The organism is Streptomyces sp. NPDC048111 (genome assembly GCF_043202815.1).
Lineage (GTDB): Bacteria > Actinomycetota > Actinomycetes > Streptomycetales > Streptomycetaceae > Streptomyces.
In genome coordinates this window covers 122856-144309 of the sequence record NZ_JBIDBD010000014.1, presented here as the reverse complement: position 1 = coordinate 144309, position 21454 = coordinate 122856, and the positions used below count along the sequence as shown (strand labels likewise).

The following is a 21454-nucleotide window of genomic DNA, read 5'->3' as shown; positions in this document are numbered from 1 at the left end:
GCCGTGATCGATATCAGCGAGTCCGTGATGCAGTTTCTTCTGGCGTTCATCGTCGTCGTCCCCCTGATCGGCGCGGTCGCCGCGCTGCTGCCCGCCCCGCCCGGCCTCAAGGGCAAGGGCCCCGACCAGGCCGTGCTGCGCCACGGTGTGACCGTGACCGGGGTGATCCTGCTCGCCGCGATCGTCCTCGCGCTCGGCTTCGACCACGGCCACCCGTCGCGGATGCAGGCCACGACGGACATCCAGTGGATTCCGGCGCTCAACGTCCACATCCACCTCGGCACCGACGGCATCTCCCTCCCCCTTCTGGTCCTGACCGCGCTGCTGACCTTCCTCTGCGCGCTCTACAGCAAGTACAAAATGCCTGCGGGCCCGTCCCCGAAGGCGTTCGTCGCGCTCCTGCTCGTTCTGGAGTCCGGCACCCTCGCCACCTTCGCCGTCCTCGACCTCGTACTGTTCTTCCTCGCGTTCGAGATGGTCCTCATCCCGATGTACTTCCTCATCGCCCGCTGGGGCGGCGCCGAAAGGGCCGCCGCCGCCTGGAAGTTCATCCTCTACACACTGCTCGGCTCGGTCGTCATGCTGCTCGGCCTGCTCCTGATCGGGCTCAAGACGGGCACGTTCGACATGGTGGCACTCGCCACTGACAACGGCCGGGGCCTGACCACATCCGTGCAGGTCGTCGCCGTTCTGGCGATCGGGATCGGGCTCGCGGTCAAGACCCCGATGTTCCCGCTGCACAGCTGGCTCCCGGACGCCCACACCGCGGCCCCGACCGTCGGCTCGGTGCTGCTCGCGGGCGTGCTCCTGAAGATGGGCACCTACGGGTTCGTCCGCATCGTGCTGCCGATCGCGCCGCACGGCATGCACACCTTCGCGCCCTACCTGGCCGCGTTCGCCGTCGCCGGGATCATCTACGGATCCCTCGCCTGCCTCGCCCTCGCCAAGCAGGGCAACAAGGGCGACCTGAAGCGGCTCATCGCGTACTCCTCCGTCGGGCACATGGGCTTCGTGCTGCTCGGCATCGCCTCGATGACCCCGACCGGCGTGAACGGCGCGCTGTTCGCCAACATCGCCCACGGCCTCATCACCGGCCTGCTGTTCTTCCTGGTCGGCGCGCTCAAGGACCGGTACGGCACCGCCGACCTCGACACCCTGGCCGGTGCCACCGGAGCCGCCCTCTACGGCCGGGCCCCCCGCCTGGGCGGGCTGCTCGCCTTCGCCGCGGTCGCGTCCCTCGGACTGCCCGGACTCGCCGGATTCTGGGGCGAGATGCTCGCCATGTTCGGCGCGTTCGACCCCGCGGCGGGCCTCAGCCGGCCCGCCTACCTCACCTTCGTGGCCATCGCGGCCGTCGGCACCCTGCTCACCGCCGCGTACCTGCTGGTCGTCGTGCGCCGGGTCTGCATGGGCGGCAAACCGGCCGACGGGCCCGAGCTCGCCGACGTCCGGGGCTACGAGTTCGCCGCCTGGAGCCCCCTGGTCGCGCTCACCGTCCTCGCCGGGCTCTGGCCCGCCGCCCTCCTCGGCCTGACCGACCCGGCCGTCCAGAAGCTCCTCGCAGGAGGCAAGTCGTGACCCCCGACGTCACCGCCGCGGCGGCCGGCACCGCGAGCCTGGTCCAGTCCGTCGACTGGGTCGCCGTCGCGCCGCCCCTGATCGCCGCCGCGGTCGCGCTGGTCGTCCTGCTCGCCGACCTGTTCCTGCCCCCCGCGCGCAAGCCCCTGCTCGGGTGGCTCACCCTCGCGGGCCTGCTCGGGGCGCTCGCCTCGCTGGCGCCGCTGCGCACCGGCAGCCGCTCGACGTTCTGCCTGACCGCCAACCCGGACGCGTGCAGCTACACCGTCGACCAGTTCGCCTTCGTCATCCAGGTCCTGGTCCTCGGCGGCGCCCTGCTGACCGCGCTGCTGTCGATGAAGGACACCGAGGAGCGGCTTCCGGCGGGCGAGTTCTGGTTCCTGCTGCTGTCCTCGGCGGCCGGCGCGGCCCTGCTGCCCGCCGCCCGCGACCTGGCCACCCTCGTGGTCGCGCTCGAAGTCGCCTCGCTGCCGGCCTTCGCGCTCGTCGGTCTCAAGCGCGGCGACCGGCTGTCCTCCGAGGCGGCCCTGAAGTTCTTCCTGTCGTCGGTCACCGCGACCGCCGTGATGCTGCTCGGCGTCAGCTTCGTGTACGCGGCGACCGGCACCCTGCACCTCACGGAGATCGCCACCAAACTGGCCACCACCCCGGGCCAGCTGGGCACCGTCGCCAAGACGGGCGTGGTGCTGACCCTCGTCGGCTTCGCCTTCAAGACGGCCGCGGCGCCCTTCCACTTCTGGGTGCCGGACACCTATGTGGGCGCGCCGCTGCCCGTCGCCGCCTACCTCTCCGTGGTCGGCAAGGCGGTCGGCTTCTCCGGGCTCATCCTGGTGACGGTCGTCGCGTTCCCCGCGTACGCGGACGTGTGGGGCCCGGCGCTCGCGGTCCTCGCCGCCCTGACCATGACGCTCGGCAACGCGGCGGCCCTGCGGCAGTCCGTCACGCGGGCCCACAGCGCGGTGCGGCTGCTCGCCTGGTCCTCGGTGGGGCAGGCCGGCTACCTCCTGGTGCCGATCGCGGCCGCCGCCTACTCCAGCGACAGCAAGGTCGGCGCGACCGTCGCGTACGCCCTGATGTACGCCGTGGTCAACCTCGGCGCCTTCGCGGTCGCGGCCCTCGTGGCCCGGAGCCGGCCCCTGAACCGCCTCACCGACTACCGGGGCCTGTACGCCGAGCGCCCGCTCGCCGCGCTCGCGCTCGCCTTCTTCCTGCTGTGCCTGGCCGGTCTCCCGCCGGGCATCATCGGCCTGTTCGCGAAGGTCACCGTCTTCTCGGCGGCCGTCGACGCGGGCCTCGGCTGGCTCGCGGTCGTCATGGCGGTGAACGTGGTCATCGCCCTCTACTACTACCTGCGCTGGACCGCGCTCCTGTTCCGCACGCCGGAGCCCGCCGGGGCCGGCCAGGAGGCCGAGCGCCCCGCACGGGTGCGCGTCCCCGTCCCCCTCACCGCGGCCATCACCCTGACCGCGCTCGTCGGCGTCGTCCTGTCGGGCCTACCCCAACTCGCCCTGCACTTCGCCTCGGTGACCCTGTTCTGAGCGGCCCGGTTTGATGTGGACGCCCTCCAGAGGGCAGGGTCGTACGCGCGCGCCCGGCCGGGTAAGCGCGTACGAGGGCGACACACATCAGGGAGCAGAGCGGTGCTGAGCGGGTTCAAGGACTTCATCCTGCGCGGGAACATAGTGACGATGGCCGTCGGTCTGGCGGTCGGTTCGGCCTTCACCGCGGTGGTCACCGGGTTCAGCACCGCGTTCATCACCCCGCTGATCGGCCTGGCCACCCGCTCCACCGGCGACTTCAGCGCGGCGACCTTCACCGCCGAGGGCGTCACGTTCCCCTACGGCAAGTTCGTCGGCGCGGCCATCGCCTTCGTGATCACCGCCGCGGTGCTCTACTTCGTGGTCGTCGTGCCCATGATGAAGGTGCAGGCCCGGTTCGACCGCAAGGACAAGCCGGTCGACATCAAGGCCGCCCTGCGCGACTGCCCCCGCTGCTTCTCGCAGATCCCCGGCATCGCCAGCCGCTGCTCGTACTGCACGAGCGAGATCGAGCCCGACCCGCAGGCCCTGGAGATGGCCGGGCTGCCCGCCCCGCGCTGATCGTCCCCGTACGGCGTAACGCGCCCTCCAGCGCGCACAAGGGAACCAGCGTCCTCCGCCTGGCGTTGACCAGTACGGGAGAGTCCACTGGAAAGTGGAAGGACCACCAGCGCAAGGCTCCCGCCGCACCACTTGGAGGGCGTACCGTGCACCGCCGGCACAACGGGCTGAGGACCGCCGTCCTCCTCGGAGGACTGTCCGCGCTCATCATCGTCATCGGCAGCTTCTTCGGCCGCGCGGGGCTGATCGTCGCGCTCCTGGTGGCGCTGGGCACCAATGCCTACGCGTACTGGAACAGCGACAAGCTGGCCCTGCGTGCCATGCGGGCACGTCCGGTCAGCGAATTCGAGGCCCCGGCGCTGTACCGCATGGTCCGCGAGCTCTCGACGCAGGCCCGCCAGCCGATGCCCCGCCTCTACATCTCGCCCACCCAGGCCCCCAACGCCTTCGCGACCGGCCGCAACCCGCGCAACGCGGCCGTGTGCTGCACGGACGGGATCCTGCAGATCCTGGACGAGCGCGAGCTGCGGGGCGTGATCGGGCACGAGCTGAGCCACGTCTACAACCGGGACATCCTGATCTCGTCCGTCGCCGGCGCGCTGGCCTCGGTGATCATGTTCCTGGTGAACTTCGCGTGGCTGATCCCGGTCGGCCGCTCCAGCGACGACGAGGGCCCCGGCATCTTCGGCATGCTGCTGATCATGATCCTGGGCCCCTTGGCCGCCTCGGTGATCCAGCTCGCCATCAGCCGCTCGCGCGAGTACGAGGCGGATGCCTCGGGCGCCCAGCTCACCGGCGATCCGCTGGCCCTGGCCAGTGCGCTGCGCAAGCTCGACGCGGGCACCAAGCAGCTGCCGCTGCCGCCCGAGCCCCGCATCGAGACGGCGAGCCACATGATGATCGCCAACCCCTTCCGCCCCGGCCAGGGCGTGTCCAAGCTCTTCTCGACCCACCCGCCCATGGCGGAACGCATCACCCGACTCGAACAGATGGCAGGTCGCCGCCCATGAAGACAATCCTGAACATCATCTGGCTGATCCTGTGCGGGTTCTGGATGTTCCTGGGCTACCTGCTGGCGGGCGTGCTGCTCTGCATCACGATCATCGGCATCCCGTTCGGCATAGCGGCCTTCCGGATCGGTCTCTACGCCCTCTGGCCGTTCGGCTACACCGTCGTGGACCGGCGGGGCGCGGGCGCGCCGTCCTGCGTCGGCAACGTGCTGTGGCTGGTCCTGGCGGGCTGGTGGCTGGCGCTGGGCCACATCGTCACCGGCATCGCCCTGTGTGTGACGATCATCGGCATCCCGCTGGGCATCGCCAACTTCAAGCTGATCCCGGTGTCGTTGCTGCCCGTGGGCAAGGAGATCGTCTCGTCCGACGAGCCCTTCGCCGCACGCTGAGCCGGTCGCCGGTCGCCGGTCGCCGGTCGCCGGTCGCCGACCGCCGGCCCGACCCGGCCCAACCCGAACCGGCCGGGCCCGACCTGGCCCGGCCGGTGCCGAGGGTTCTGTGTCCCGTGCCGCATCCCGACCTGCGGCGCAACCGCCCGCGCGGCCGCGGCGTCCTTCCGTACGAACCGAATGGTTGCGGGGTTACGCAAGACGGCAGATGCCCCGCTGTGCGCGGACGTACGAAAGGCAGGTCCCGGCATGGGCATCGTCAGCTGGATCATCCTCGGCCTGCTCGCCGGGGCGATCGCCAAGATCCTGCTCCCCGGGCGCGACCCGGGCGGCCTGATCGGCACCACCCTGATCGGCGTGGCGGGAGCCTTCGTGGGCGGCTGGATATCGGCCCGCTGGCTGGACCGGCCGATCGCCAACCACTTCTACGACGGGGCCACTTGGGGCGCGGCGATCGGCGGCTCGCTGGTGCTGCTGATCATCTACCGCATCCTGTTCGGTCATTCACGCAGCCGCTGATGAACGGCGCGGCACCGTACGGCAGTCGAGGGCGCCCCTCAGGCCAGGCCGGTGTCGCGCAGGGTGATGTTGAGCCGGCCGCGGGCGAGACCCGTGGCCGGCTCACCCGTTCCCGGCAGCACCTTGGGTACGCCGTGGTAGGCGAACCGGGAGGGCCCGCCGAAGACGAACAGGTCGCCGGAGACCAGCTCCACATCGGTGTAGGGCCGTCCGCGGGTCTCGGGGTTGCCGAACCGGAAGACGCAGCTGTCCCCGATGCTGAGCGAGACGACCGGCGCACCGGACTTCTCGTTCTTGTCCTGGTGCAGCCCCATCTTCGCGGCGCCGTCGTAGAAGTTGATGAGCGCGGTGTCCGGGCGATAGCGCTCGGCCGCAGCAGCGTCCCCGTACGCGGCGGCCACCGCCGAGCGCCCCAACTCGCCGAGCCAGTCGGGGAACGGGGCCGGCGGCAGCCCGTTCACATCGCCCGCGGTCCTGGTGTACCGATAGGGCTGCCAGTGCCATCCGACACACACGGTCTGCACGGACATGACCCCGCCGGCCGGCAGCACGGTCCGGTGGATCGGGACGGGGCCCCTGGCCCACTCCCGGCAGACGGTGACGAGTTCGCGCTGGCGCTCCAGGGACAGCCACCCCGGCACATGGACCGCGCCGGGCGCCACCTCGACCCGTTCGGGCCGGGGCAGCCGGAACAGTCCCCCGCTCACCGCGCGCGGACGCCTTCGAGCCCGAGCAGCACCTGCTTGCGCTCCAGGCCGCCGGCGTAGCCCTTCAGCGAGCCGTCGGAACCGATCACCCGGTGGCAGGGCCGCACCACGAGCAGCGGATTGCGCCCGATCGCGGTGCCCACGGCCCGCACCTTCACCGAGGAGGCGCCGATCCGCCGGGCGATCTCACCGTACGAGACCGTCGTCCCATAGCTGATGGCCTCCAGCTCGGCCCAGACCTGGCGCTGGAAGTCGGTGCCGGGGGCGCCGGCCGCGTACTCGACGTCGAAACGGGTCAGCTCCCCGGCGAAGTACGCCTCCAGCTGGGCGGCGACCCCGGCGAAGGCGCCGGGCGCCCGCCGCCACCCGTCCCGGACGACGGCACCGCCCTTCTGCTCCGGCACGGAGAGCGAGACCAGCGCGGTCCCGCCCGGCGCGGTGGCGGACTCCTCCCCGACGAGCAGGAGCTCGCCCAGGGGGCTCTCAAGGGTCGCGTAGACAGTCATCGCACTTTCCTTCCTTGCGTACGACATCGAGTCTGCGACCCCGGAGGCGGCGGCGCTGGCGGAATTCGGACACTACGTCCGGGGGCGGGGGAGGGGTCAGCGGTAGTTCACGAACTGGATGGCGAAGTCGAAGTCCTTGCCCTTGAGCAGGGCCTGGACGGCCTGGAGGTCGTCGCGGCTCTTGGAGGAGACGCGGAGTTCGTCGCCCTGCACCTGCGCCTTGACGCCCTTGGGGCCCTCGTCGCGGATGACCTTCGCGACCTTCTTGGCGTTCTCCTGCGAGATGCCCTCCTCGATGGAGGCGAAGATCTTGTACTCCTTGCCGGACAGCTGGGGCTCGCCCGCGTCCAGCGACTTCAGGGAGATGCCGCGCTTGATCAGCTTGGTCTCGAAGATGTCGAGGATCGCCTTGACCCGCTCCTCGCCGTTCGCCTGCATCAGGATCTTCTCGCCGGACCACGAGATCGAGGCGTCCGTGCCCTTGAAGTCGTAGCGCTGCGAGATCTCCTTCGCGGCCTGGTTGAGGGCGTTGTCGACCTCCTGCCGCTCGACCTTCGAGACGATGTCGAAACTGGAGTCGGCCATGTCCTGTGGCTCCTTGGTTCGGGTGTGTGTCGGGTGCGCACGAGCCCTGCGGCCGCACGCGCGGCGACCCGGCCCCACTGCCGAACCACCGCCCCAAAGCCTAGTCACCCCGTGCCCGCCCCCGTGCTGATCAATGGGGTGGCGAAGCACCCCTGGGCATCGGGTATCGTTTACGTCGTTGCCACGGAGCACCGCCGAAAAGCGGGAACCGGGCGACATCCCATGGCGGTGTGCCCGAGTGGCCAATGGGAACGGACTGTAAATCCGTCGGCTCTGCCTACCCAGGTTCGAATCCTGGCGCCGCCACACTGGGTGAAACCCCCGGTGACCTGAGAAGGTCACCGGGGGTTTCTGCGTTGCTTGGGGCGAAGACGATGTGTGCCGTACCGGTCCTGCCGGGCGGTCGCTGCTTCGAGAGCAGCATTGCGGCGACTGGAGCGGGGCCTCGGAAGACTGTGGGCAGGTGCAGGCCTACAGCGGTAGCAGAGCGCATCCGCTTGGGATGCGTCGGCTTGGCCTATCCAGGTTCAAATCCTGGCGTCGCCACGCGGAGGAAGGCCCCTGGTGACCCGCGGAATCGCACGTCACCAGGGATGTGGTCGGGCTAGGGGTTACTCGCCATAGGGCCGCCACTGGACGGACCGGCGGATCGCCGCTCGCGCGCCCCACCACCAGGTGAGGACAGCCAGAACGGCCAGCGCGGCGGCTGTGACGCCGAGAATGCTGCCGGAAAGTTCGATGCCGTCGGCCGCTCGTTCCTGGGGTGCAGCCAGCCACGTCGCCGCGATGCCGCTCGTGACGATCGCGGCGAGCAGCGGCACGAGCAGTGCCCAGGCGGCGGCGGAGTAATAGACCTTCCGGCGGCCGGTGAGAACGCTCAGCGGGGCGAGGTTGCGACTGAACCCCATGAATTCGGCGAGGTTGGCCAGCGCGACGGCGAGGGCGACGATCAGCACGCCGGGTACGCCGAAGAACAGGACCCATCTGCCGTGTGCGACGGTCTCCTTGGCGCCCACGAGCCATCCGCTGCCGGGTGTCTCGGCAGTGACGGCGCCGAGCGGCAGGGTGTTCCTGAGGAGCTGCTTGATCTCCTCCTGGGGCACGGCCTTTCCGTCCGCGGATACCAGGACGTATTTTTCGGGCGCTCTTGCCGACTGCACGGGCTGCGCAGCTGCCTGCCGCACTTCGAAGTGGTCCACCACTGGGCTGATCCAGCGCAGGGTTTCGACGAGGCGCTGATCCGCTGTGCGGGACGAGACGGTCTGCGGCTGCGACGAGCAGGTGAGGCGTACGGCTCGCAGGGCTTGGCAGGGGCCCTGAATCCGAGCCGCGGCAGAGGAACTCGGACGCTCAGGGCGGTAGATGGCGAGCGTCTCCACCCCGGTCGGCAACCGGTCGAGGAGGGAGCCGACCTGGTTCGGGGTGAGCTGGTCGGTGACTTTCATCAGCAGCACACGGTCACCCACCCGGTCCGCCGTGGCCTGGGCCGCCCGCGCGTTCTCTCCGAACTGGGCGTTCTTCAACTGCACTTGGCTGACGAGTATGAGAGCTATGCCGATGCCTGCGACCAGGCGGGCGGTCACTCCCGGGTGGGCGGCTGTGTGCCGCCCGGAGACAAGCGCCCCGGTGTCTCCGGTACGCCGTGACCAGCGGGCCAGCCGTGGGCCGAGGGCGGCGGCACCGACCGCGACCGTGCACGGCAGGGTCGCCATGACTGCCACCACGCCCGTGTTGTAGAGCTGCATCCGGAGAGATGAGTACTCCTCCGGATCCAGCGTCGCCGGGCCCCAGACCGTCGCGAAGATCAGTACCGGGCAGGCCAGGGCGGCCCACTGAACGAGTCGGCTTCGGTGTGCGGCCAGCCGCGTCGAGCGGGCCTTGCGTCGCTTGGCCGGGCGGTGCACGAAGCAGACCAGGACGAGGAGCACCGCGGCGGCTGCGATTCCTGCGGTCGCGATCGCTTCCCACCAGCGTCGCAGGTCCACCGAAGACAGCCAGTAGTTGATCCAGGGCAGCCGGACATCGCCGTACGCCATCGCACCGAGTGCTGGGAGGATGCCCAGCCCCGCGCCCGCCGTCACCGGCAGTGCGGCCTCGCCGAGGTTGAGCAGCGCGCGGTGCTGCCGACCGCCGCCGAGCGCGCTGACCAGTGCCGTGCGCCGGTCCCGCTCCGCTGAGCCCATGCGTACCGCTACGAGGATCAGTACGGCGGCAGGCAGCAGGATCAGGTAGAGGGCGGTCAGGAGACGTCCGCGGTCGGCGATGAACATCTTGTCGCCCGTGACCGCGCCGTCACCGAAGCCGACAATGGGAAGGAACCTCTTCTCGTTCAACTGCCGGTCGGTGGGGTTGACGTAGGCATAGCGCTCACCGGGGCTGGCGAGACCCTCGACACGGATCTCTCCGATGGTCCTGCCGTACCGGTCCGGAGTGCCCGCGCTGTCCAGTGCCCTGGCCAGAGCCGGCGACAGCAGCACCTCTCCCGGTCCGGGCCAGTGGTCAACGCCAGGCGGCAGCGGCATGCTCGGGGACTGAGGGCGGATGTAGACGAGGCTGAACTGGCGCCCTCCGAGATCGTCGAAGTCAGGGTTCGCCAGGGCCACCGTGGGCTCGTCGGGGTGGGCGTCGTGGTACTGCACACCGCGGTCAGCCGTTCGGCGATCGATGCCGTCATACGCGGCAAACGTCGCCGCCACGGCCGACAGGCAGAGCGCGAGTACCGCGGTCGCCAACAACAGCGCGACAGCCCGTACTTGCCCGCCACCGACCCGCCTGCCCGCCGCCCGGCCCATCCGCAGCAACTGCCACGCGAGCGAACGCCGTTTCATGGCCTCACCGCCGGGCCGTGCGGTACGAACCTGGCGTTCCTCAGCTCGACGTGCACATCGGCACGCTCGGCCACCTCGGGATCGTGCGTGACCACGACCAGTGCGCATCCCCAACGTTGGGGCACCTCGAACAACAGCTCCGCCACGCTGTCCCGGGTCGCGGCATCAAGCGCCCCGGTCGGCTCGTCCGCCAGCAGCACCGCGGGTTCATTGACCAGCGCCCTGGCCACAGCCGCGCGCTGCCGCTCCCCGCCCGAGAGCTGTCCGGTCGGCACCCCGCTGTAAGGAACGCCCAGTTCCCTCAACAGGCGCTCCGCCTGCTCGTACGCTTGCTGAGAAGGTGCCCCGGCCAGCAGCGCGGCCAGCGCGACGTTCTCCACCGGGGTCAGTTCCGGCAGCAACTCGCCGAACTGGAACACGACGCCGATGTGCTGGCTGCGGTGACGCTCAAGGGCCCGTTGCCGCATCCTCGCGACGTCCAGGCCCGCCACTTCGACCGTTCCTTGCGACGGCCGGATCAGTCCCAGCACACACCCCAGGAACGTGCTCTTCCCGCTGCCGCTCGGCCCCGTGACCGCAGCGGAGTTCCCAGCCCGTACCTGAAGGTCCACGCCGTCCAGGAGCACCCGGTCAGCCACTTGATAACGCAGCCCACTGACATTCAACACAGGCCCGCCCGCAGCCACTTCGCCCCTACCCCGCCGCCCCACGGAACCCTCTCTTGTTATTGCATGTGCCACCGCACTGGGCGGGAAGAGCCCCTCATCTGCACCCTTCCCGCCTTGCTTGCCGATGGGAGAAAAACCGGGCGGCTGAGGTGTCAGACCGCCCGGAATATCAGCCGCGCTCCCAGCGGGCGCACTCGTCATCGTTGTCCGGCACCCAGTTGCAGGCACGCAGATTGGTGACCTGGCCGCCCTTGTTGCTGTAGGCGCGGTTGTCGACGATCCCCGTCTTGTTCCACAGGGTGTAGTAGCTGCTCGGGTCCGTGGTGCGGTAGTAGTTCGCGAATCCCTTCACGCCCGTCTTGTGGGCCTCCACCGCGACCTGAGTGTCGCTTGCCTGCGTCCACGCGCCCATCTTGCCGCTCGGCGAGTAGCTCTCGAACGCGGCCGACGCCGGCGACGCTCCGACCAGTGCGGCGCCTGCGACGACAAGCCCCACGATTGCCTTCTTCATTTCTTACCCCTCCCCTGTTGAAGGCTCGGCCCCCTGCCGTGCCTTCTTGATCAGGCCACAACGTAAAGACCATTCAGGTGTGCGGGCAACCTTCTTTGCGACTCGCGCGGCCGAAACAACCTCATCCCGAGAAGCGGACGCCATCCGGGATTCCAGTAAAGGCAAGGTAAGTTCTCTGTAAACCTGGGAAGCGGATCGATGTATTGCTGGCCTGTTCTGGCCCATCTTCCACGTCATTCGGGCGCATCTTTTCGACACGCCGATCATTCCCGGCCACTTGCCATGCCTGGGCACGCGTATCTGCCCTGCGTCGGAGCCATCGCGCGATCCGGGCGCCGCGGGGGATACCTGTCGTCTGGATCAGCGGTCAGCCCGATGGCCGCTCGCCCCGGTACGGGATCCATCCGAACCCCTTGGACGGAGCGTTCGAAGCCCGTGGCGATCGGCTGGCTGTGCGGCGACTCGGAAAGGGCCGGGCTTGGCGGTTCTCCGCAACCAGGTATGCGCCGTTTTCGCGCTGAAGCTCGGCCGGATCGATGAACCCCTCCGGGTCCCAGCCGGCCATCGCTGCCTGGTAGCCGGCGAACTCAAAGAGCAGCTCATGGAGTTGCGCCCCGAGTTCGATCAACTCGGCTGCGGTCAGGAGAAGGAGGGCGGCGGCTGCTCTTCAGCCGTGGGGTATGCCCGAGCAGCTTTCGTCCGGAGCACGGCATGCCAGACGCAGACGGCAGCGGGTGACGCCCGCCGTACGGGTGCCCCGGCGCACCGGAGACGGTGGCGGCCGCCTACAGTCGCGGGGCCCGGCCCGAGGGGGACCGGCGGAGTTGGCGAGGGGATGCGGGATGCGCGTGCGGTGGGCTGTGGTGGCGGGGGCCGGGCTGGCGGGGCTTCTGCTGTCCGGGTGCGGGGGTTCCGGCGAGGCCGCGCCCGCGGACGCCGGCACGCTCCTCGATGCGGCGGATCCCGCTCCCCGCTCCGCCCAGCTGCGCGCGACCTCGTTCCAGGACGGTGCCCAGGTCTACCTCGCCCAGGGCCGGATCAACCTCGGCGCGGGGCTCACCGGGCGGCTGACCGACGAGGTCAAGGGGCATCCGGGCGAGGACGTCGTGATGACGGCGGCCCACGTCTACCGGCGCCCCACGGCCGGTGGCTCCTGGCAGCTGTTCGACGCGTCCACGGCGGAGGGCGGCATACCGACCGGCAACCTGCCCGGCTACGCGCGCCTCCTCCTCGACCACGGGGCGCGTGCCGTGGCGGGCGACGACGAGGGGACCGGCCCGACGCGGCGGCTGTCCGCCCGGATCACGCCCGCGGACCTCAAGGAGGTCGACCCGGTCGCCGGCGGTCACCTCGACGGGATCGCGTCCGTGGCGAGCGACGTCTGGGTCGACGGCAAGGGGCGGGTCGTCCACGTGGAGCAGGCGTTCTTCGCGCCCGACGGCTCATCGGTCAAGAACGTCCTCACCCTGCGCGACTTCGGTGCACCGGTGGAGGTCACCGCCCCCAAGTCCTGAGCCCGGGGCGCCGGGCGGCTCAGTTGCCCGCCACGCCCTTCACCGCCACCGTCACCGGCGCCGAGCCGCTGATCAGTTCCAGGGTCAGGCCCGCCGTCGCGGGCGAGTCGACCAGTTCGGCCAGGACGGCGGCCACGTCGTCGCGGGGGATCGTGCCGCGGCCCGTCGAGGCGGCCAGGGTCACCAGGCCCTTGCCCGCGTCGTTCGTCAGCATGCCGGGGCGCAGCACCGTCCAGTCCAGGTGGGGGCGGGAGCGCACGGCGTCGTCGGCGGCGCCCTTCGCGCGGAGGTAGGCGTCGAAGACGTCGTCGCCCTGGTGGGCGGAGTCCGCGCCCATCGAGGACACGATCACGTACCGGCGTACGCCCGCCCGTTCCGCGGCGTCGGCGAGCAGTACGGCCGCCCCCCGGTCCACCGTCTCCTTGCGCGCGGCGTCGCTGCCCGGGCCCGCGCCCGCCGCGAACACCACCGCGTCCGCGCCCTGGAGCGCCCGGGCGACCTCGTCCACCGCGGCGGACTCCAGGTCGAGGACGACCGGTTCCGCGCCCACCGCGCGCAGGTCGTCCGCCTGCTCGGGCCTGCGGATGATGCCCGCCACCTCGTCGCCGCGCGCCGCCAGCAGGCGTTCGAGCCGCAGCGCGATCTGACCGTGTCCTCCAGCAATGACAATGCGCATGGTCACGACGGTACGCGGAGATGAGACCGCCCGCCCGGGAGCGACCCCGCTCCGCCGGGCTCGGTCCACCCGCCCGCGCCTCAGCCCGCTTCCCCGCGCCCCGCCTCCGCGCGGCCCTGGCGGGGCAGGTCGAGGGCGACGGCCGCGGCCGAGTCGCAGTACTCGCGCACCGCGCTCGTGCGGGCCACCACCCGGCCGCGGTGGATGACGATGCGGCTGTAGGCGAGCGAGAGGACGCCCGCGATGCGTTCACCGCGCACGGCGAGCAGCTCGGCGGGGAACCCCGCCTCGACCCGCACCACCGGCAGGCCCATCGCGGCGCGGGCCACCGAGCTGACCGCGGCGTAGGCGTCCTCGGGGCGCATGCCCGCCTGGGAGGCGAGGAGGTAGGCGGCCTCCAGGGGGTCGCCCCGCCCGACCGGGTTGGACACGTCGCGCAACGCACCGCTCCCGGCGGCGAGTTGTACTCCAGCTGCCCTCAACAGGCGTACGGGAGCGGTGCCGTGACGGTCCGTCATGCAGCATCCGCCCTGCGGCAGGCACGTCACCGAGACGCCCGCGGTGGCGAGTTGGTCGGCGGCGCGGGCCGCGGTGTCGCGCGGCAGACGTGACAGGCCGCCGCAGGGGCCGACCGTGACGCCGGGCCGCAGGCCGCCCGCCATCGCGGCGAGCCGGGCCAGACGCGCCGGGTCGGCGGCGTCGGTGTGCAGGTCGACGGCGCAGCCGTGTTCGGCGGCGAGCTCCAGGACGGCCTCGGCGTAGCCGGCCGGGTCGGCGTCCAGATCGGGGCAGCCGCCCACCACCGAGGCGCCCATCTTGACCGCGTCGCGCAGCATGGCGAGCCCGTCGGCGCCGGCCACACCGGTGAGCAGCCGGGGCACGGCGACCACGGCGAGCTCGGTGAGGCCGCGCAGGGAGCGCCGGGTCTGGAGCACCGCCTCCAGCGGGTCGAGCCCGCCGACCTCGTCGATGCGCACGTGCGAGCGCAGGGCGGTCGCGCCGTGGCCGAGCTGGAGCAGGGCCGCCTCGGTGGCCCGGCGCTGGACCTCGTCGACGGCGTACGACACGGGCCCCTCCGCGCTGAGGGCGGTCAGCGCGGTGTCGCTGTGGGCGTGCGGTTCGGCGGGGGCGGGCAGCAGCAGGAAGCCGCCCAGGTCGACCCGGGAGGAGCCGTGCGCGGCGAGACTGCCCGTGGTGCCCACCGCCTCGATGCGCCCACCGCCGAGCCGTACGTCCACGGTGCGCCCGTCGGCGAGCCGGGCGCCGCACAGCAGCAGGGAGGTGCCGGGGGTGGGGTCGGGGCCTTCGCCGGTGCCGGGGGAGTGGGCCGGCTGCTGGTGGCTGTCGGACATCGCGCTCCTGATCGGGCTCGGGTGATCAAGCTCGGGTGATCAAGTTCGGGCGGGCATGATCACGCAGCGTGAGGCGAGCCTAGGGGCGGCCAACGCGTGCATCGAGGAGGTGCCGAATAGTCGTACCGGTGTGGCCCTGAGTGGCCTACGGGACCCGTGGGGCGGCGGCCCGGAAGGCCGCACGTGGGGCGGCACGGAACGGATTTGGGCGATCGGCGAGAGAGCGTGTAATGTCTTCCTCGCTCGCCCCAATAGCTCAGTCGGTAGAGCGTCTCCATGGTAAGGAGAAGGTCTACGGTTCGATTCCGTATTGGGGCTCTGGTGCGGAAGCCCTCACCTTCGGGTGAGGGAATCCGTATCAAAGCGGTGTAGCTCAGTCGGTAGAGCAAGCGGCTCATAATCGCTGTGTCACCGGTTCAAGTCCGGTCACCGCTACACACGGTAGCCGATTGTGGGGTCGGTCCTTCGATCGGCTACTCTTTTATGCGTTCATCCGTCAACCCGTCCGTCAAGGAGCACTCACGTGGCTGCCACCGACGTCCGCCCGAAGATCACGCTGGCCTGCGTGGAGTGCAAGGAGCGGAACTACATCACCAAGAAGAACCGGCGTAACAACCCGGACCGTCTTGAGATGAAGAAGCACTGCCCGCGCTGCAACTCGCACACCGCGCACCGCGAGACCCGCTAACCACGGCGTCTGGCACTCAGGCTCGTTCGAGAGGCCGTTCCCCATACCGGGGGGCGGCCTCTCGGCGTTGCCGATCGGTATGGGACCGCCGGGACGGCCGGCGGCTAGATTCTCGGTACCGACACATCACCACCCTCGTCCCTCATCCAGGAGGTAGCCCGCCGATGGCGCTCGACCAGTCTTTCGTGGGGCGGACCTATCCGCCCACCGCGCCCTATGAGGTGGGCCGCGAGAAGATCCGCGAGTTCGCGGTGGCGGTCGGGGACGAGAACCCGGCCTACACCGACCCGGAGGCGGCCAAGGCGCTCGGCCACACCGACGTGATCGCGCCGCCGACCTTCGTGTTCGCCATCACGTTCAGCGCCGCGGGCCAGGTCATCCAGGACCCGCTGCTGGGTCTCGACTACAGCCGGGTGGTGCACGGCGACCAGAAGTTCGCGTACAACCGACCCGTCCGCGCGGGCGACCGGCTGACCGTCACCTCGACCATCGAGGCGATCAAGTCCCTTGCGGGCAACGACATCCTGGACATCCGGGGCGAGGTCCACGACGAGGCCGGCGAGCACGTCGTGACCGCCTGGACGAAGCTGGTGTCGCGAGCGGCCGAGGGGGCCTGAGATGACCGCGAAGATCCGTTACGAGGACGTCGAGACCGGCACCGAACTGCCGGGCGGCTCCTTTCCCGTGACCCGCGCCACGCTCGTGCAGTACGCGGGCGCCTCCGGTGACTTCAACCCGATCCACTGGAACGAGAAGTTCGCGAAGGAGGTCGGGCTCCCCGACGTCATCGCGCACGGCATGTTCACGATGGCGGAGGCAGTGCGCGTGGTCACGGACTGGGTCGGCGACCCGGGTGCGGTGACCGAGTACGGGGTGCGCTTCACCAAGCCCGTCGTCGTCCCGAACGACGACACGGGCGCCCTGATCGAGGTCACCGCCAAGGTGGCGGCCAAGCTCGACGACGAGGCGCGCACCGTACGCGTCGACCTCACCGCGATGAGCGCGGGCCAGAAGGTGCTCGGCATGTCCCGGGCCGTAGTGCGCCTGGCCTGAGACGGGCAGAGCCGAGGGCCCGGGGGCACCAGCCTCCGGGCCCTTCGTGCAGCGCGGGCCCCTCGTGCAGCAATGGGTTGCGTACTTAGTTATTGACCACTAACTTGCTCGTATGGTCAGGATGAGCGCAGAGGAGCGGCGCGAGAGCGTCATTCGCGCGGCGATGGTCGAGTTCGCGCGCGGCGGGTATCACGGCACCTCCACCGAGGCGATCGCCAAGCGGGTCGGGGTCTCGCAGCCGTACCTGTTCCGCCTCTTCGCGAACAAGCAGGCCATCTTCCTGGCGGCGGCCGGCCGCTGCATCGAGGAGACCGTCACGGTGTTCCGGGAGGCGTCCGAGGGCCTGGAGGGCGAGGAGGCGCTGCACGCCATGGGCGCCGCGTACCGGAACCTCATCGCCGAGGACCGCGACAAGCTGCTCCTCCAGATGCAGATGTACGTGGCCGCGGCGACGGCCGAGGCGGCGGGCGACCACGAGTTCGGCGCGGCGATTCGGGTCGGGTGGACGGAGCTGTACGACACGGTGCACCTGGCCGGCGGCGCGGACGACTCCGGGACGACGACGTTCCTGGCGTACGGGATGCTCATCAACACCCTGGTCGCGCTCGGCTTCCCGCCCGAGGACCGGATGTGGGCGGGATTCCACGACGCGGCCGCGCCGAAGCGGGCGTAAGGGACGCCGGTCCCGGGCTCGGTCCCGGGCTTCGGTCATGCCTCAGAAACTTAGTAAGCGATAACTAATCACTCAGGGGGAGCGATGGCCCAGCAGACGGAACCGGTGGAGAGAGAGCGCGGCCGCGGGGGCGGCGCGGGGTGGGCGCTGGTCGTCACGAGCGTGGCGGGGTTCATGGCGGCGCTGGACAACCTGGTCGTGACCACCGCGCTGCCCTCGATCAGGGAGGACCTCGGGGGAGCCCTGGACGACCTGGAATGGACGGTCAGCGCGTACACCCTCACCTTCGCCGTGCTGCTGATGTTCGGGGCGGCGCTGGGGGACCGGTTCGGGCGCCGGCGGCTCTTCGTCGCGGGCCTCGCGATCTTCACGGGTGCCTCGGCGGCAGCGGCCCTGGCGTCCGGGATCGACGGGCTGATCGCGGCCCGCGCGGTCCAGGGGGTGGGCGCCGCGATCATGATGCCGCTCACCCTCACCCTGCTCACCGCGGCCGTGCCCGCCGCCAGGCGCGGCATGATGTACGGGATCTGGAGCGCCGTGAACGGCGTGGCCGTGGCCTCCGGGCCGCTCATCGGCGGCACCCTCACCGAGCACGCCTCCTGGCAGTGGATCTTCTGGCTGAACGTGCCGCTCGGCCTGCTCACCCTGCCCCTGGCCCGGCTGCGCCTGAAGGAGTCGTACGGCGCCGGGGCCCGGCTCGACATCGTGGGGACGGTGCTGGCCAGCGGGGGGCTGTTCGGGATCGTGTACGCGCTGATCCGCGGCAACCCGGACGGCTGGACGAGCGCGACCGTGCTCACCGGTCTGGTCGCGGGCGGGGCGCTCCTCGTGGGCTTCGTGGTCCACGGCACGCGCGCTGCCGCCCCGATGCTTCCGATGCGGCTGTTCCGGAGCCGGGCGTTCTCCGCGATCAACGCGGCGAGCCTGCTGATGTTCGCGGGGATGTTCGGCTCGATCTTCCTGCTCAGCCAGTTCCTGCAGAACGTCATCGGCTACTCGCCGACCGAGGCGGGCCTGCGGATGCTGCCGTGGACCGGGATGCCCATGATCGCCGCGCCGATCGCCGGCTACCTGTCCGACCGGATCGGCGGACGCCCGGTCGTCGCGACCGGCCTCGCGCTCCAGGCCGCCGGGCTCGCCTGGTTCGCCGTGATCATGGCACCGGACGTGTCCTACGGGGCGCAGCTGCCGGCGCTGATCGTCAGCGGGGTCGGGATGGGCATGTACTTCGCGCCGGCGGCGAACCTGGCGATGTCCAGCGTGCGGCCCGCCGAGCAGGGCATCGCCTCCGGTGCGAACAACGCGCTGCGCGAGGTCGGGGGCGCGCTCGGCATCGCGGTCCTCGCCTCCGTGTTCTCCGCGCAGGGCGGGTACGGGTCGGCGCAGGCCTTCGCGGACGGGCTCGGCCCGGCGCTGTGGGTGGGCGCGGGGGCGGTCGCGCTGGCGGCCCTGGCCGCGGTGCTGCTGCCGCGCCGGGGCGCACCGGCCCGGCCGGCCGTCTCCTCGCCGGCGGAGCGGGAGCTGGTGGGGTAGCCGTGCGCGGGCGGGGCCGACCCGCGCCCCGGCCCCGCCCCGGCCCCGCCCGCCGCCCCCGTACGCTGGACCCCGTGCAGGAACTTCACGATGCCCCCCTCGCCCCCCTGACCACCCTCCGCCTCGGCGGCCCGGCGGACCGGCTGGTCACCGCCGTCACCGACGACGAGGTCGTCGCCGCCGTGCGCGAGGCCGACGACAGCGGCACCCCGCTCCTGGTCATCGGCGGCGGCAGCAACCTGCTCATCGGGGACAAGGGCTTCGCCGGCACCGCGCTGCGCATCGCCACCCGCGGCTTCGCACTCGACGGCACCCGCCTCGAACTCGCCGCGGGCGAAGTGTGGAGCGACGCCGTGGCCCGCAGCGTCGAGGCCGGGCTCGCCGGCATCGAGTGCCTCGCCGGCATCCCGGGCTCCGCGGGTGCGACCCCGATCCAGAACGTCGGGGCGTACGGCCAGGAGGTCTCCAGCACCATCACGCACGTCGTGGCGTACGACCGCCACGACCGCGCCACCGTGACGCTGTCCAACGCCGCCTGCGACTTCTCGTACCGCAACAGCCGCTTCAAGCAGCACCCCGACCGCTACGTCGTCCTGCGCGTCGTCTTCGAGCTGGAGGACGCCGGGGGCCTGTCCGCGCCGGTCAAGTACGCCGAGACCGCGCGCACCCTCGGCGTCGAGCCCGGCGACCGCGTCCCGGCCGCCACCGCCCGCGAGACCGTGCTGAAGCTGCGCGCCGGCAAGGGCATGGTGCTGGACCCCGAGGACCACGACACATGGTCGGCGGGCTCGTTCTTCACCAACCCGATCCTCACCAACGAGGCGTACGCGGCGTTCCTCACCCGCGCCCAGGAGCGGCTCGGCGCGGACATCGCGCCGCCGGCCTGGCCCGTGGGCGCCGACCACACCAAGACCTCGGCCGCGTGGCTCATCGACAAGGCGGGGTTCACCAAGGGGTACGGGTCGGGCCCTGCCCGCATCTCCACCAAGCACACCCTCGCCCTGACCAACCGCGGCGGCGCGAGCACCGAGGACCTGCTGGCCCTGGCCCGCGACGTGGTGGCCGGCGTGGAGCTGGCCTTCGGCGTGACCCTGGTGAACGAGCCGGTGGCGGTCGGGGTGGAGATCTAGGCGGGCCACGGGGTTCCGGCGCCCTCGGCCGGGGCTCAGTACGCCACCCCCACCCCCTGCTTCACCGTCGCGGGATCGTCCAGGCAGCCCAGCATCGCGTGGGCCACGTCCGCGCGGGAGATGGTGCGGGCCGCCCCGGGGGTGCCGCCGACGACCCGGCGGTACGTCCCGGTGAGCGGCTTGTCGGTGAGCTTGGGCGGACGCACGGAGGTCCAGTCCGTCGTACTGGCCGCCAACTCGGCCTCCATCGCGGTGAGATCGGCGTACACGTCCTTCAGGACCGCGCTGATCATGGACCGCATCGTGCGGTCGAGCAGCCCGTCACCGGGGGCCTCGGGGCCCACCGGGGCCGCGCTCACCACGACGAGCCGGCGTGTCCCCTCCGCCTCCATCGCGGCCAGCACCGACCGGGTGAGCCGGGTCGTGATCCCGGCGTCCGCGCGCTTGCGGGCGCCGAGCCCGGACAGGACCGCGTCCCGGCCGGCCACGGCCTCGCGCAGGGACTCGGGGGCGGTGAGGTCGGCGCGGAACACCGCGAGGGCCGGGCCGGTGACGGCGAACCCGGACGGGTCGCGCACCACCGCGGTGACCTCGTGCCCCGCGCTCAGGGCCTGCTGGACGATCTCCTGGCCGATGCCTCCCGTGGCACCGAAAACCGTGAGCCTCATGGCGTCACCCTCCTGGGGTGGGTAAGTATTCACTCACTTCGCACTCCTCTAGAGTGAGTAAGTGCTCACCCACCCGTCAAGCCCATTTGGAGGGCGGCCATGAAGTCGCAGCCGTCGCAGCCCGCCTCGCCCCCGCAGCCGCCTCCGGCGCGGGTCCGGATCGTCTCCGCCGCGTACGAGCTGATGCTGACCATCGGTCTCGCCCGCGCCACGACGAAGGAGATCGCGAAGGCGGCGGGGTGTTCGGAGGCGGCGCTGTACAAGCACTTCGCGAGCAAGGAGGACCTGTTCGTGACGGTCCTGCGGGAGCGGCTGCCGCAGCTGGAGACGCTGGTGGAGCGGCTGGCGGCGGCGCCCGGGGAGGGGTCGCTGGAGGAGAACCTCACGGAGATCGCCCGGCAGGCGGCGCTGTTCTACGCCGAGAGCTTCCCGATCGCGGCCTCGCTGTACGCGGATCCGCAGCTCAAGCGGCGCCACGACGAGGCGCTGCGGGAGCTGGGGGCGGGGCCGCATCTGCCGATCGACGGGGTGGACGCGTATCTCCGTGCGGAGCAGCGGGCGGGGCGGGTTGCCGCGGACGCGGACACGTACGCGGCCGCGTCCCTGCTGCTGGGGGCTTGCGCGCAGCGGGCGTTCGCGTACGACATGACTCCGTCGGGGGTGGGGCCGCGGGGGTTGGAGGAGTTTGCCCGGGGGGTGGTTCGGGTGGTGCTGCGGGGTATTGGCGTGCGGGGTACTGGCTGAGCGGCTCGGCCGGGCCGGGCTGG

The 21454-nt window shown here is 71.2% G+C and carries 23 protein-coding genes and 3 tRNA genes; 17 read left to right on the top strand and 9 right to left on the bottom strand.

Going from position 1 to position 21454, the window contains the following annotated elements; genetic code table 11:
* Positions 1 to 3 precede the first annotated feature (3 nt).
* The 6 genes from ACGF3I_RS22575 (at position 4) to ACGF3I_RS22550 (ending at position 5595) form a co-directional block, all read left to right on the top strand.
* A complete protein-coding gene (locus tag ACGF3I_RS22575) occupies positions 4 to 1578 on the top strand; it encodes a NuoM family protein (protein WP_393134664.1) in 1575 nt (524 codons plus the stop codon).
* A complete protein-coding gene (locus ACGF3I_RS22570) occupies positions 1575 to 3116 on the top strand; it encodes an NADH-quinone oxidoreductase subunit N (protein WP_393134662.1) in 1542 nt (513 codons plus the stop codon). The genes ACGF3I_RS22575 and ACGF3I_RS22570 overlap by 4 nt, the downstream gene beginning before the upstream one ends.
* Positions 3117 to 3218: 102 nt before the next feature.
* A complete protein-coding gene (locus ACGF3I_RS22565; RefSeq protein WP_393134660.1) occupies positions 3219 to 3677 on the top strand; it encodes an MscL family protein in 459 nt (152 codons plus the stop codon).
* Between the two features lie 146 nt (positions 3678 to 3823).
* The gene (gene htpX / locus ACGF3I_RS22560) at positions 3824 to 4687 is read left to right on the top strand and encodes a zinc metalloprotease HtpX (RefSeq protein WP_393134658.1); all 864 of its coding nucleotides are present in this window, start codon (positions 3824 to 3826) and stop codon (positions 4685 to 4687) included.
* Positions 4684 to 5076, top strand: a complete 393-nt coding sequence (locus ACGF3I_RS22555) for a YccF domain-containing protein (protein WP_393134656.1) — start codon at positions 4684 to 4686, stop codon at positions 5074 to 5076. The genes htpX and ACGF3I_RS22555 overlap by 4 nt, the downstream gene beginning before the upstream one ends.
* 249 nt (positions 5077 to 5325) lie before the next feature.
* Positions 5326 to 5595 carry a GlsB/YeaQ/YmgE family stress response membrane protein gene (locus tag ACGF3I_RS22550; RefSeq protein WP_261712228.1) on the top strand — a complete coding sequence of 90 codons (270 nt, stop codon included), beginning with the start codon at positions 5326 to 5328 and terminating at the stop codon, positions 5593 to 5595.
* 38 nt (positions 5596 to 5633) lie between these two features.
* On the opposite strand, the gene ACGF3I_RS22545 is transcribed toward ACGF3I_RS22550, so the two are convergent.
* The 3 genes from ACGF3I_RS22545 to ACGF3I_RS22535 form a co-directional block, all read right to left on the bottom strand.
* A complete protein-coding gene (locus ACGF3I_RS22545; protein WP_393134654.1) occupies positions 5634 to 6302 on the bottom strand; it encodes an alpha-ketoglutarate-dependent dioxygenase AlkB family protein in 669 nt (222 codons plus the stop codon).
* Positions 6299 to 6808 carry a methylated-DNA--[protein]-cysteine S-methyltransferase gene (locus ACGF3I_RS22540; protein ID WP_393134652.1) on the bottom strand — a complete coding sequence of 170 codons (510 nt, stop codon included), beginning with the start codon at positions 6806 to 6808 and terminating at the stop codon, positions 6299 to 6301. Before ACGF3I_RS22540 ends, ACGF3I_RS22545 begins: the two co-directional genes overlap by 4 nt.
* 96 nt (positions 6809 to 6904) lie before the next feature.
* Positions 6905 to 7393, bottom strand: coding sequence for a YajQ family cyclic di-GMP-binding protein (locus ACGF3I_RS22535; protein ID WP_100578076.1), 489 nt, complete (start codon positions 7391 to 7393; stop codon positions 6905 to 6907).
* 224 nt (positions 7394 to 7617) lie between these two features.
* On the opposite strand from ACGF3I_RS22535, the gene ACGF3I_RS22530 reads away from it, so the two are divergent.
* A tRNA-Tyr gene (locus tag ACGF3I_RS22530) sits at positions 7618 to 7699 on the top strand.
* A 305-nt stretch (positions 7700 to 8004) separates the two neighbouring features.
* On the opposite strand, the gene ACGF3I_RS22525 is transcribed toward ACGF3I_RS22530, so the two are convergent.
* The 3 genes from ACGF3I_RS22525 to ACGF3I_RS22515 all read right to left on the bottom strand — a co-directional run bounded on the left by ACGF3I_RS22525 (position 8005) and on the right by ACGF3I_RS22515 (position 11400).
* The gene (locus tag ACGF3I_RS22525) at positions 8005 to 10221 is read right to left on the bottom strand and encodes a hypothetical protein (RefSeq protein WP_393134650.1); all 2217 of its coding nucleotides are present in this window, start codon (positions 10219 to 10221) and stop codon (positions 8005 to 8007) included.
* Entirely contained in the window at positions 10218 to 10832 is a 615-nt protein-coding gene (locus tag ACGF3I_RS22520; RefSeq protein WP_393134721.1) for an ABC transporter ATP-binding protein, read from the bottom strand. The genes ACGF3I_RS22525 and ACGF3I_RS22520 overlap by 4 nt, the downstream gene beginning before the upstream one ends.
* Positions 10833 to 11058: 226 nt before the next feature.
* Positions 11059 to 11400: a hypothetical protein gene (locus tag ACGF3I_RS22515; protein WP_393134648.1), complete on the bottom strand. Its 342-nt coding sequence runs from the start codon at positions 11398 to 11400 to the stop codon at positions 11059 to 11061.
* An 842-nt stretch (positions 11401 to 12242) separates the two neighbouring features.
* On the opposite strand from ACGF3I_RS22515, the gene ACGF3I_RS22510 reads away from it, so the two are divergent.
* Positions 12243 to 12914 carry a hypothetical protein gene (locus ACGF3I_RS22510; protein ID WP_393134646.1) on the top strand — a complete coding sequence of 224 codons (672 nt, stop codon included), beginning with the start codon at positions 12243 to 12245 and terminating at the stop codon, positions 12912 to 12914.
* A gap of 19 nt (positions 12915 to 12933) precedes the next feature.
* Here ACGF3I_RS22510 and ACGF3I_RS22505 read toward each other — a convergent pair whose 3' ends face one another.
* The gene (locus ACGF3I_RS22505; RefSeq protein ID WP_393134644.1) at positions 12934 to 13590 is read right to left on the bottom strand and encodes an SDR family oxidoreductase; all 657 of its coding nucleotides are present in this window, start codon (positions 13588 to 13590) and stop codon (positions 12934 to 12936) included.
* Positions 13591 to 13670: 80 nt separating this feature from the next.
* Positions 13671 to 14942: a hydrolase gene (locus ACGF3I_RS22500; RefSeq protein WP_393134643.1), complete on the bottom strand. Its 1272-nt coding sequence runs from the start codon at positions 14940 to 14942 to the stop codon at positions 13671 to 13673.
* Positions 14943 to 15187: 245 nt separating this feature from the next.
* Between ACGF3I_RS22500 and ACGF3I_RS22495 the strand changes: the two genes are divergently transcribed.
* From ACGF3I_RS22495 to ACGF3I_RS22460, 8 genes are all read left to right on the top strand, one after another.
* Positions 15188 to 15260: transfer RNA gene (locus ACGF3I_RS22495), tRNA-Thr, on the top strand.
* A 44-nt stretch (positions 15261 to 15304) separates the two neighbouring features.
* Positions 15305 to 15377 (top strand) — tRNA-Met (locus ACGF3I_RS22490).
* An 88-nt stretch (positions 15378 to 15465) separates the two neighbouring features.
* A complete protein-coding gene (gene rpmG / locus ACGF3I_RS22485) occupies positions 15466 to 15630 on the top strand; it encodes a 50S ribosomal protein L33 (protein ID WP_003956487.1) in 165 nt (54 codons plus the stop codon).
* 164 nt (positions 15631 to 15794) lie between these two features.
* Positions 15795 to 16247 (top strand): MaoC family dehydratase N-terminal domain-containing protein, encoded by a 453-nt coding sequence (locus ACGF3I_RS22480; RefSeq protein ID WP_393134641.1) that lies wholly within the window; start codon positions 15795 to 15797, stop codon positions 16245 to 16247.
* A gap of 1 nt (position 16248) precedes the next feature.
* Entirely contained in the window at positions 16249 to 16683 is a 435-nt protein-coding gene (locus ACGF3I_RS22475; protein WP_393134639.1) for a MaoC family dehydratase, read from the top strand.
* Between the two features lie 112 nt (positions 16684 to 16795).
* Entirely contained in the window at positions 16796 to 17356 is a 561-nt protein-coding gene (locus ACGF3I_RS22470; RefSeq protein WP_393134637.1) for a TetR/AcrR family transcriptional regulator, read from the top strand.
* 84 nt (positions 17357 to 17440) lie between these two features.
* A complete protein-coding gene (locus ACGF3I_RS22465; RefSeq protein WP_393134635.1) occupies positions 17441 to 18889 on the top strand; it encodes a DHA2 family efflux MFS transporter permease subunit in 1449 nt (482 codons plus the stop codon).
* Positions 18890 to 18891: 2 nt separating this feature from the next.
* On the top strand, positions 18892 to 20019 hold the full coding sequence (locus tag ACGF3I_RS22460; RefSeq protein WP_393134633.1) for a UDP-N-acetylmuramate dehydrogenase: 1128 nt from the start codon (positions 18892 to 18894) through the stop codon (positions 20017 to 20019).
* Between the two features lie 35 nt (positions 20020 to 20054).
* Here the strand turns inward: ACGF3I_RS22460 and ACGF3I_RS22455 are convergent, their stop codons facing one another.
* Positions 20055 to 20687: an NAD(P)-dependent oxidoreductase gene (locus ACGF3I_RS22455; protein ID WP_393134631.1), complete on the bottom strand. Its 633-nt coding sequence runs from the start codon at positions 20685 to 20687 to the stop codon at positions 20055 to 20057.
* Positions 20688 to 20786: 99 nt separating this feature from the next.
* Between ACGF3I_RS22455 and ACGF3I_RS22450 the strand changes: the two genes are divergently transcribed.
* The gene (locus tag ACGF3I_RS22450) at positions 20787 to 21431 is read left to right on the top strand and encodes a TetR/AcrR family transcriptional regulator (protein ID WP_393134629.1); all 645 of its coding nucleotides are present in this window, start codon (positions 20787 to 20789) and stop codon (positions 21429 to 21431) included.
* The last annotated feature ends 23 nt before the right edge of the window (positions 21432 to 21454 follow it).

Bases quoted from the DNA above. Each gene is read 5' to 3' on its own strand.
- ACGF3I_RS22470 (WP_393134637.1), top strand. From the start codon at position 16,796: ATGGTCAGGATGAGCGCAGAGGAGCGGCGCGAGAGCGTCATTCGCGCG.
- ACGF3I_RS22540 (WP_393134652.1), bottom strand. From the start codon at position 6,808: ATGACTGTCTACGCGACCCTTGAGAGCCCCCTGGGCGAGCTCCTGCTC.
- ACGF3I_RS22475 (WP_393134639.1), top strand. From the start codon at position 16,249: ATGACCGCGAAGATCCGTTACGAGGACGTCGAGACCGGCACCGAACTG.
- ACGF3I_RS22450 (WP_393134629.1), top strand. From the start codon at position 20,787: ATGAAGTCGCAGCCGTCGCAGCCCGCCTCGCCCCCGCAGCCGCCTCCG.
- ACGF3I_RS22535 (WP_100578076.1), bottom strand. From the start codon at position 7,393: ATGGCCGACTCCAGTTTCGACATCGTCTCGAAGGTCGAGCGGCAGGAG.
- ACGF3I_RS22510 (WP_393134646.1), top strand. From the start codon at position 12,243: ATGCGCGTGCGGTGGGCTGTGGTGGCGGGGGCCGGGCTGGCGGGGCTT.
- ACGF3I_RS22515 (WP_393134648.1), bottom strand. From the start codon at position 11,400: ATGAAGAAGGCAATCGTGGGGCTTGTCGTCGCAGGCGCCGCACTGGTC.
- ACGF3I_RS22500 (WP_393134643.1), bottom strand. From the start codon at position 14,942: ATGTCCGACAGCCACCAGCAGCCGGCCCACTCCCCCGGCACCGGCGAA.
- ACGF3I_RS22480 (WP_393134641.1), top strand. From the start codon at position 15,795: ATGGCGCTCGACCAGTCTTTCGTGGGGCGGACCTATCCGCCCACCGCG.
- ACGF3I_RS22505 (WP_393134644.1), bottom strand. From the start codon at position 13,590: ATGCGCATTGTCATTGCTGGAGGACACGGTCAGATCGCGCTGCGGCTC.
- ACGF3I_RS22465 (WP_393134635.1), top strand. From the start codon at position 17,441: ATGGCCCAGCAGACGGAACCGGTGGAGAGAGAGCGCGGCCGCGGGGGC.
- ACGF3I_RS22455 (WP_393134631.1), bottom strand. From the start codon at position 20,687: ATGAGGCTCACGGTTTTCGGTGCCACGGGAGGCATCGGCCAGGAGATC.
- ACGF3I_RS22555 (WP_393134656.1), top strand. From the start codon at position 4,684: ATGAAGACAATCCTGAACATCATCTGGCTGATCCTGTGCGGGTTCTGG.
- ACGF3I_RS22525 (WP_393134650.1), bottom strand. From the start codon at position 10,221: ATGAAACGGCGTTCGCTCGCGTGGCAGTTGCTGCGGATGGGCCGGGCG.
- ACGF3I_RS22550 (WP_261712228.1), top strand. From the start codon at position 5,326: ATGGGCATCGTCAGCTGGATCATCCTCGGCCTGCTCGCCGGGGCGATC.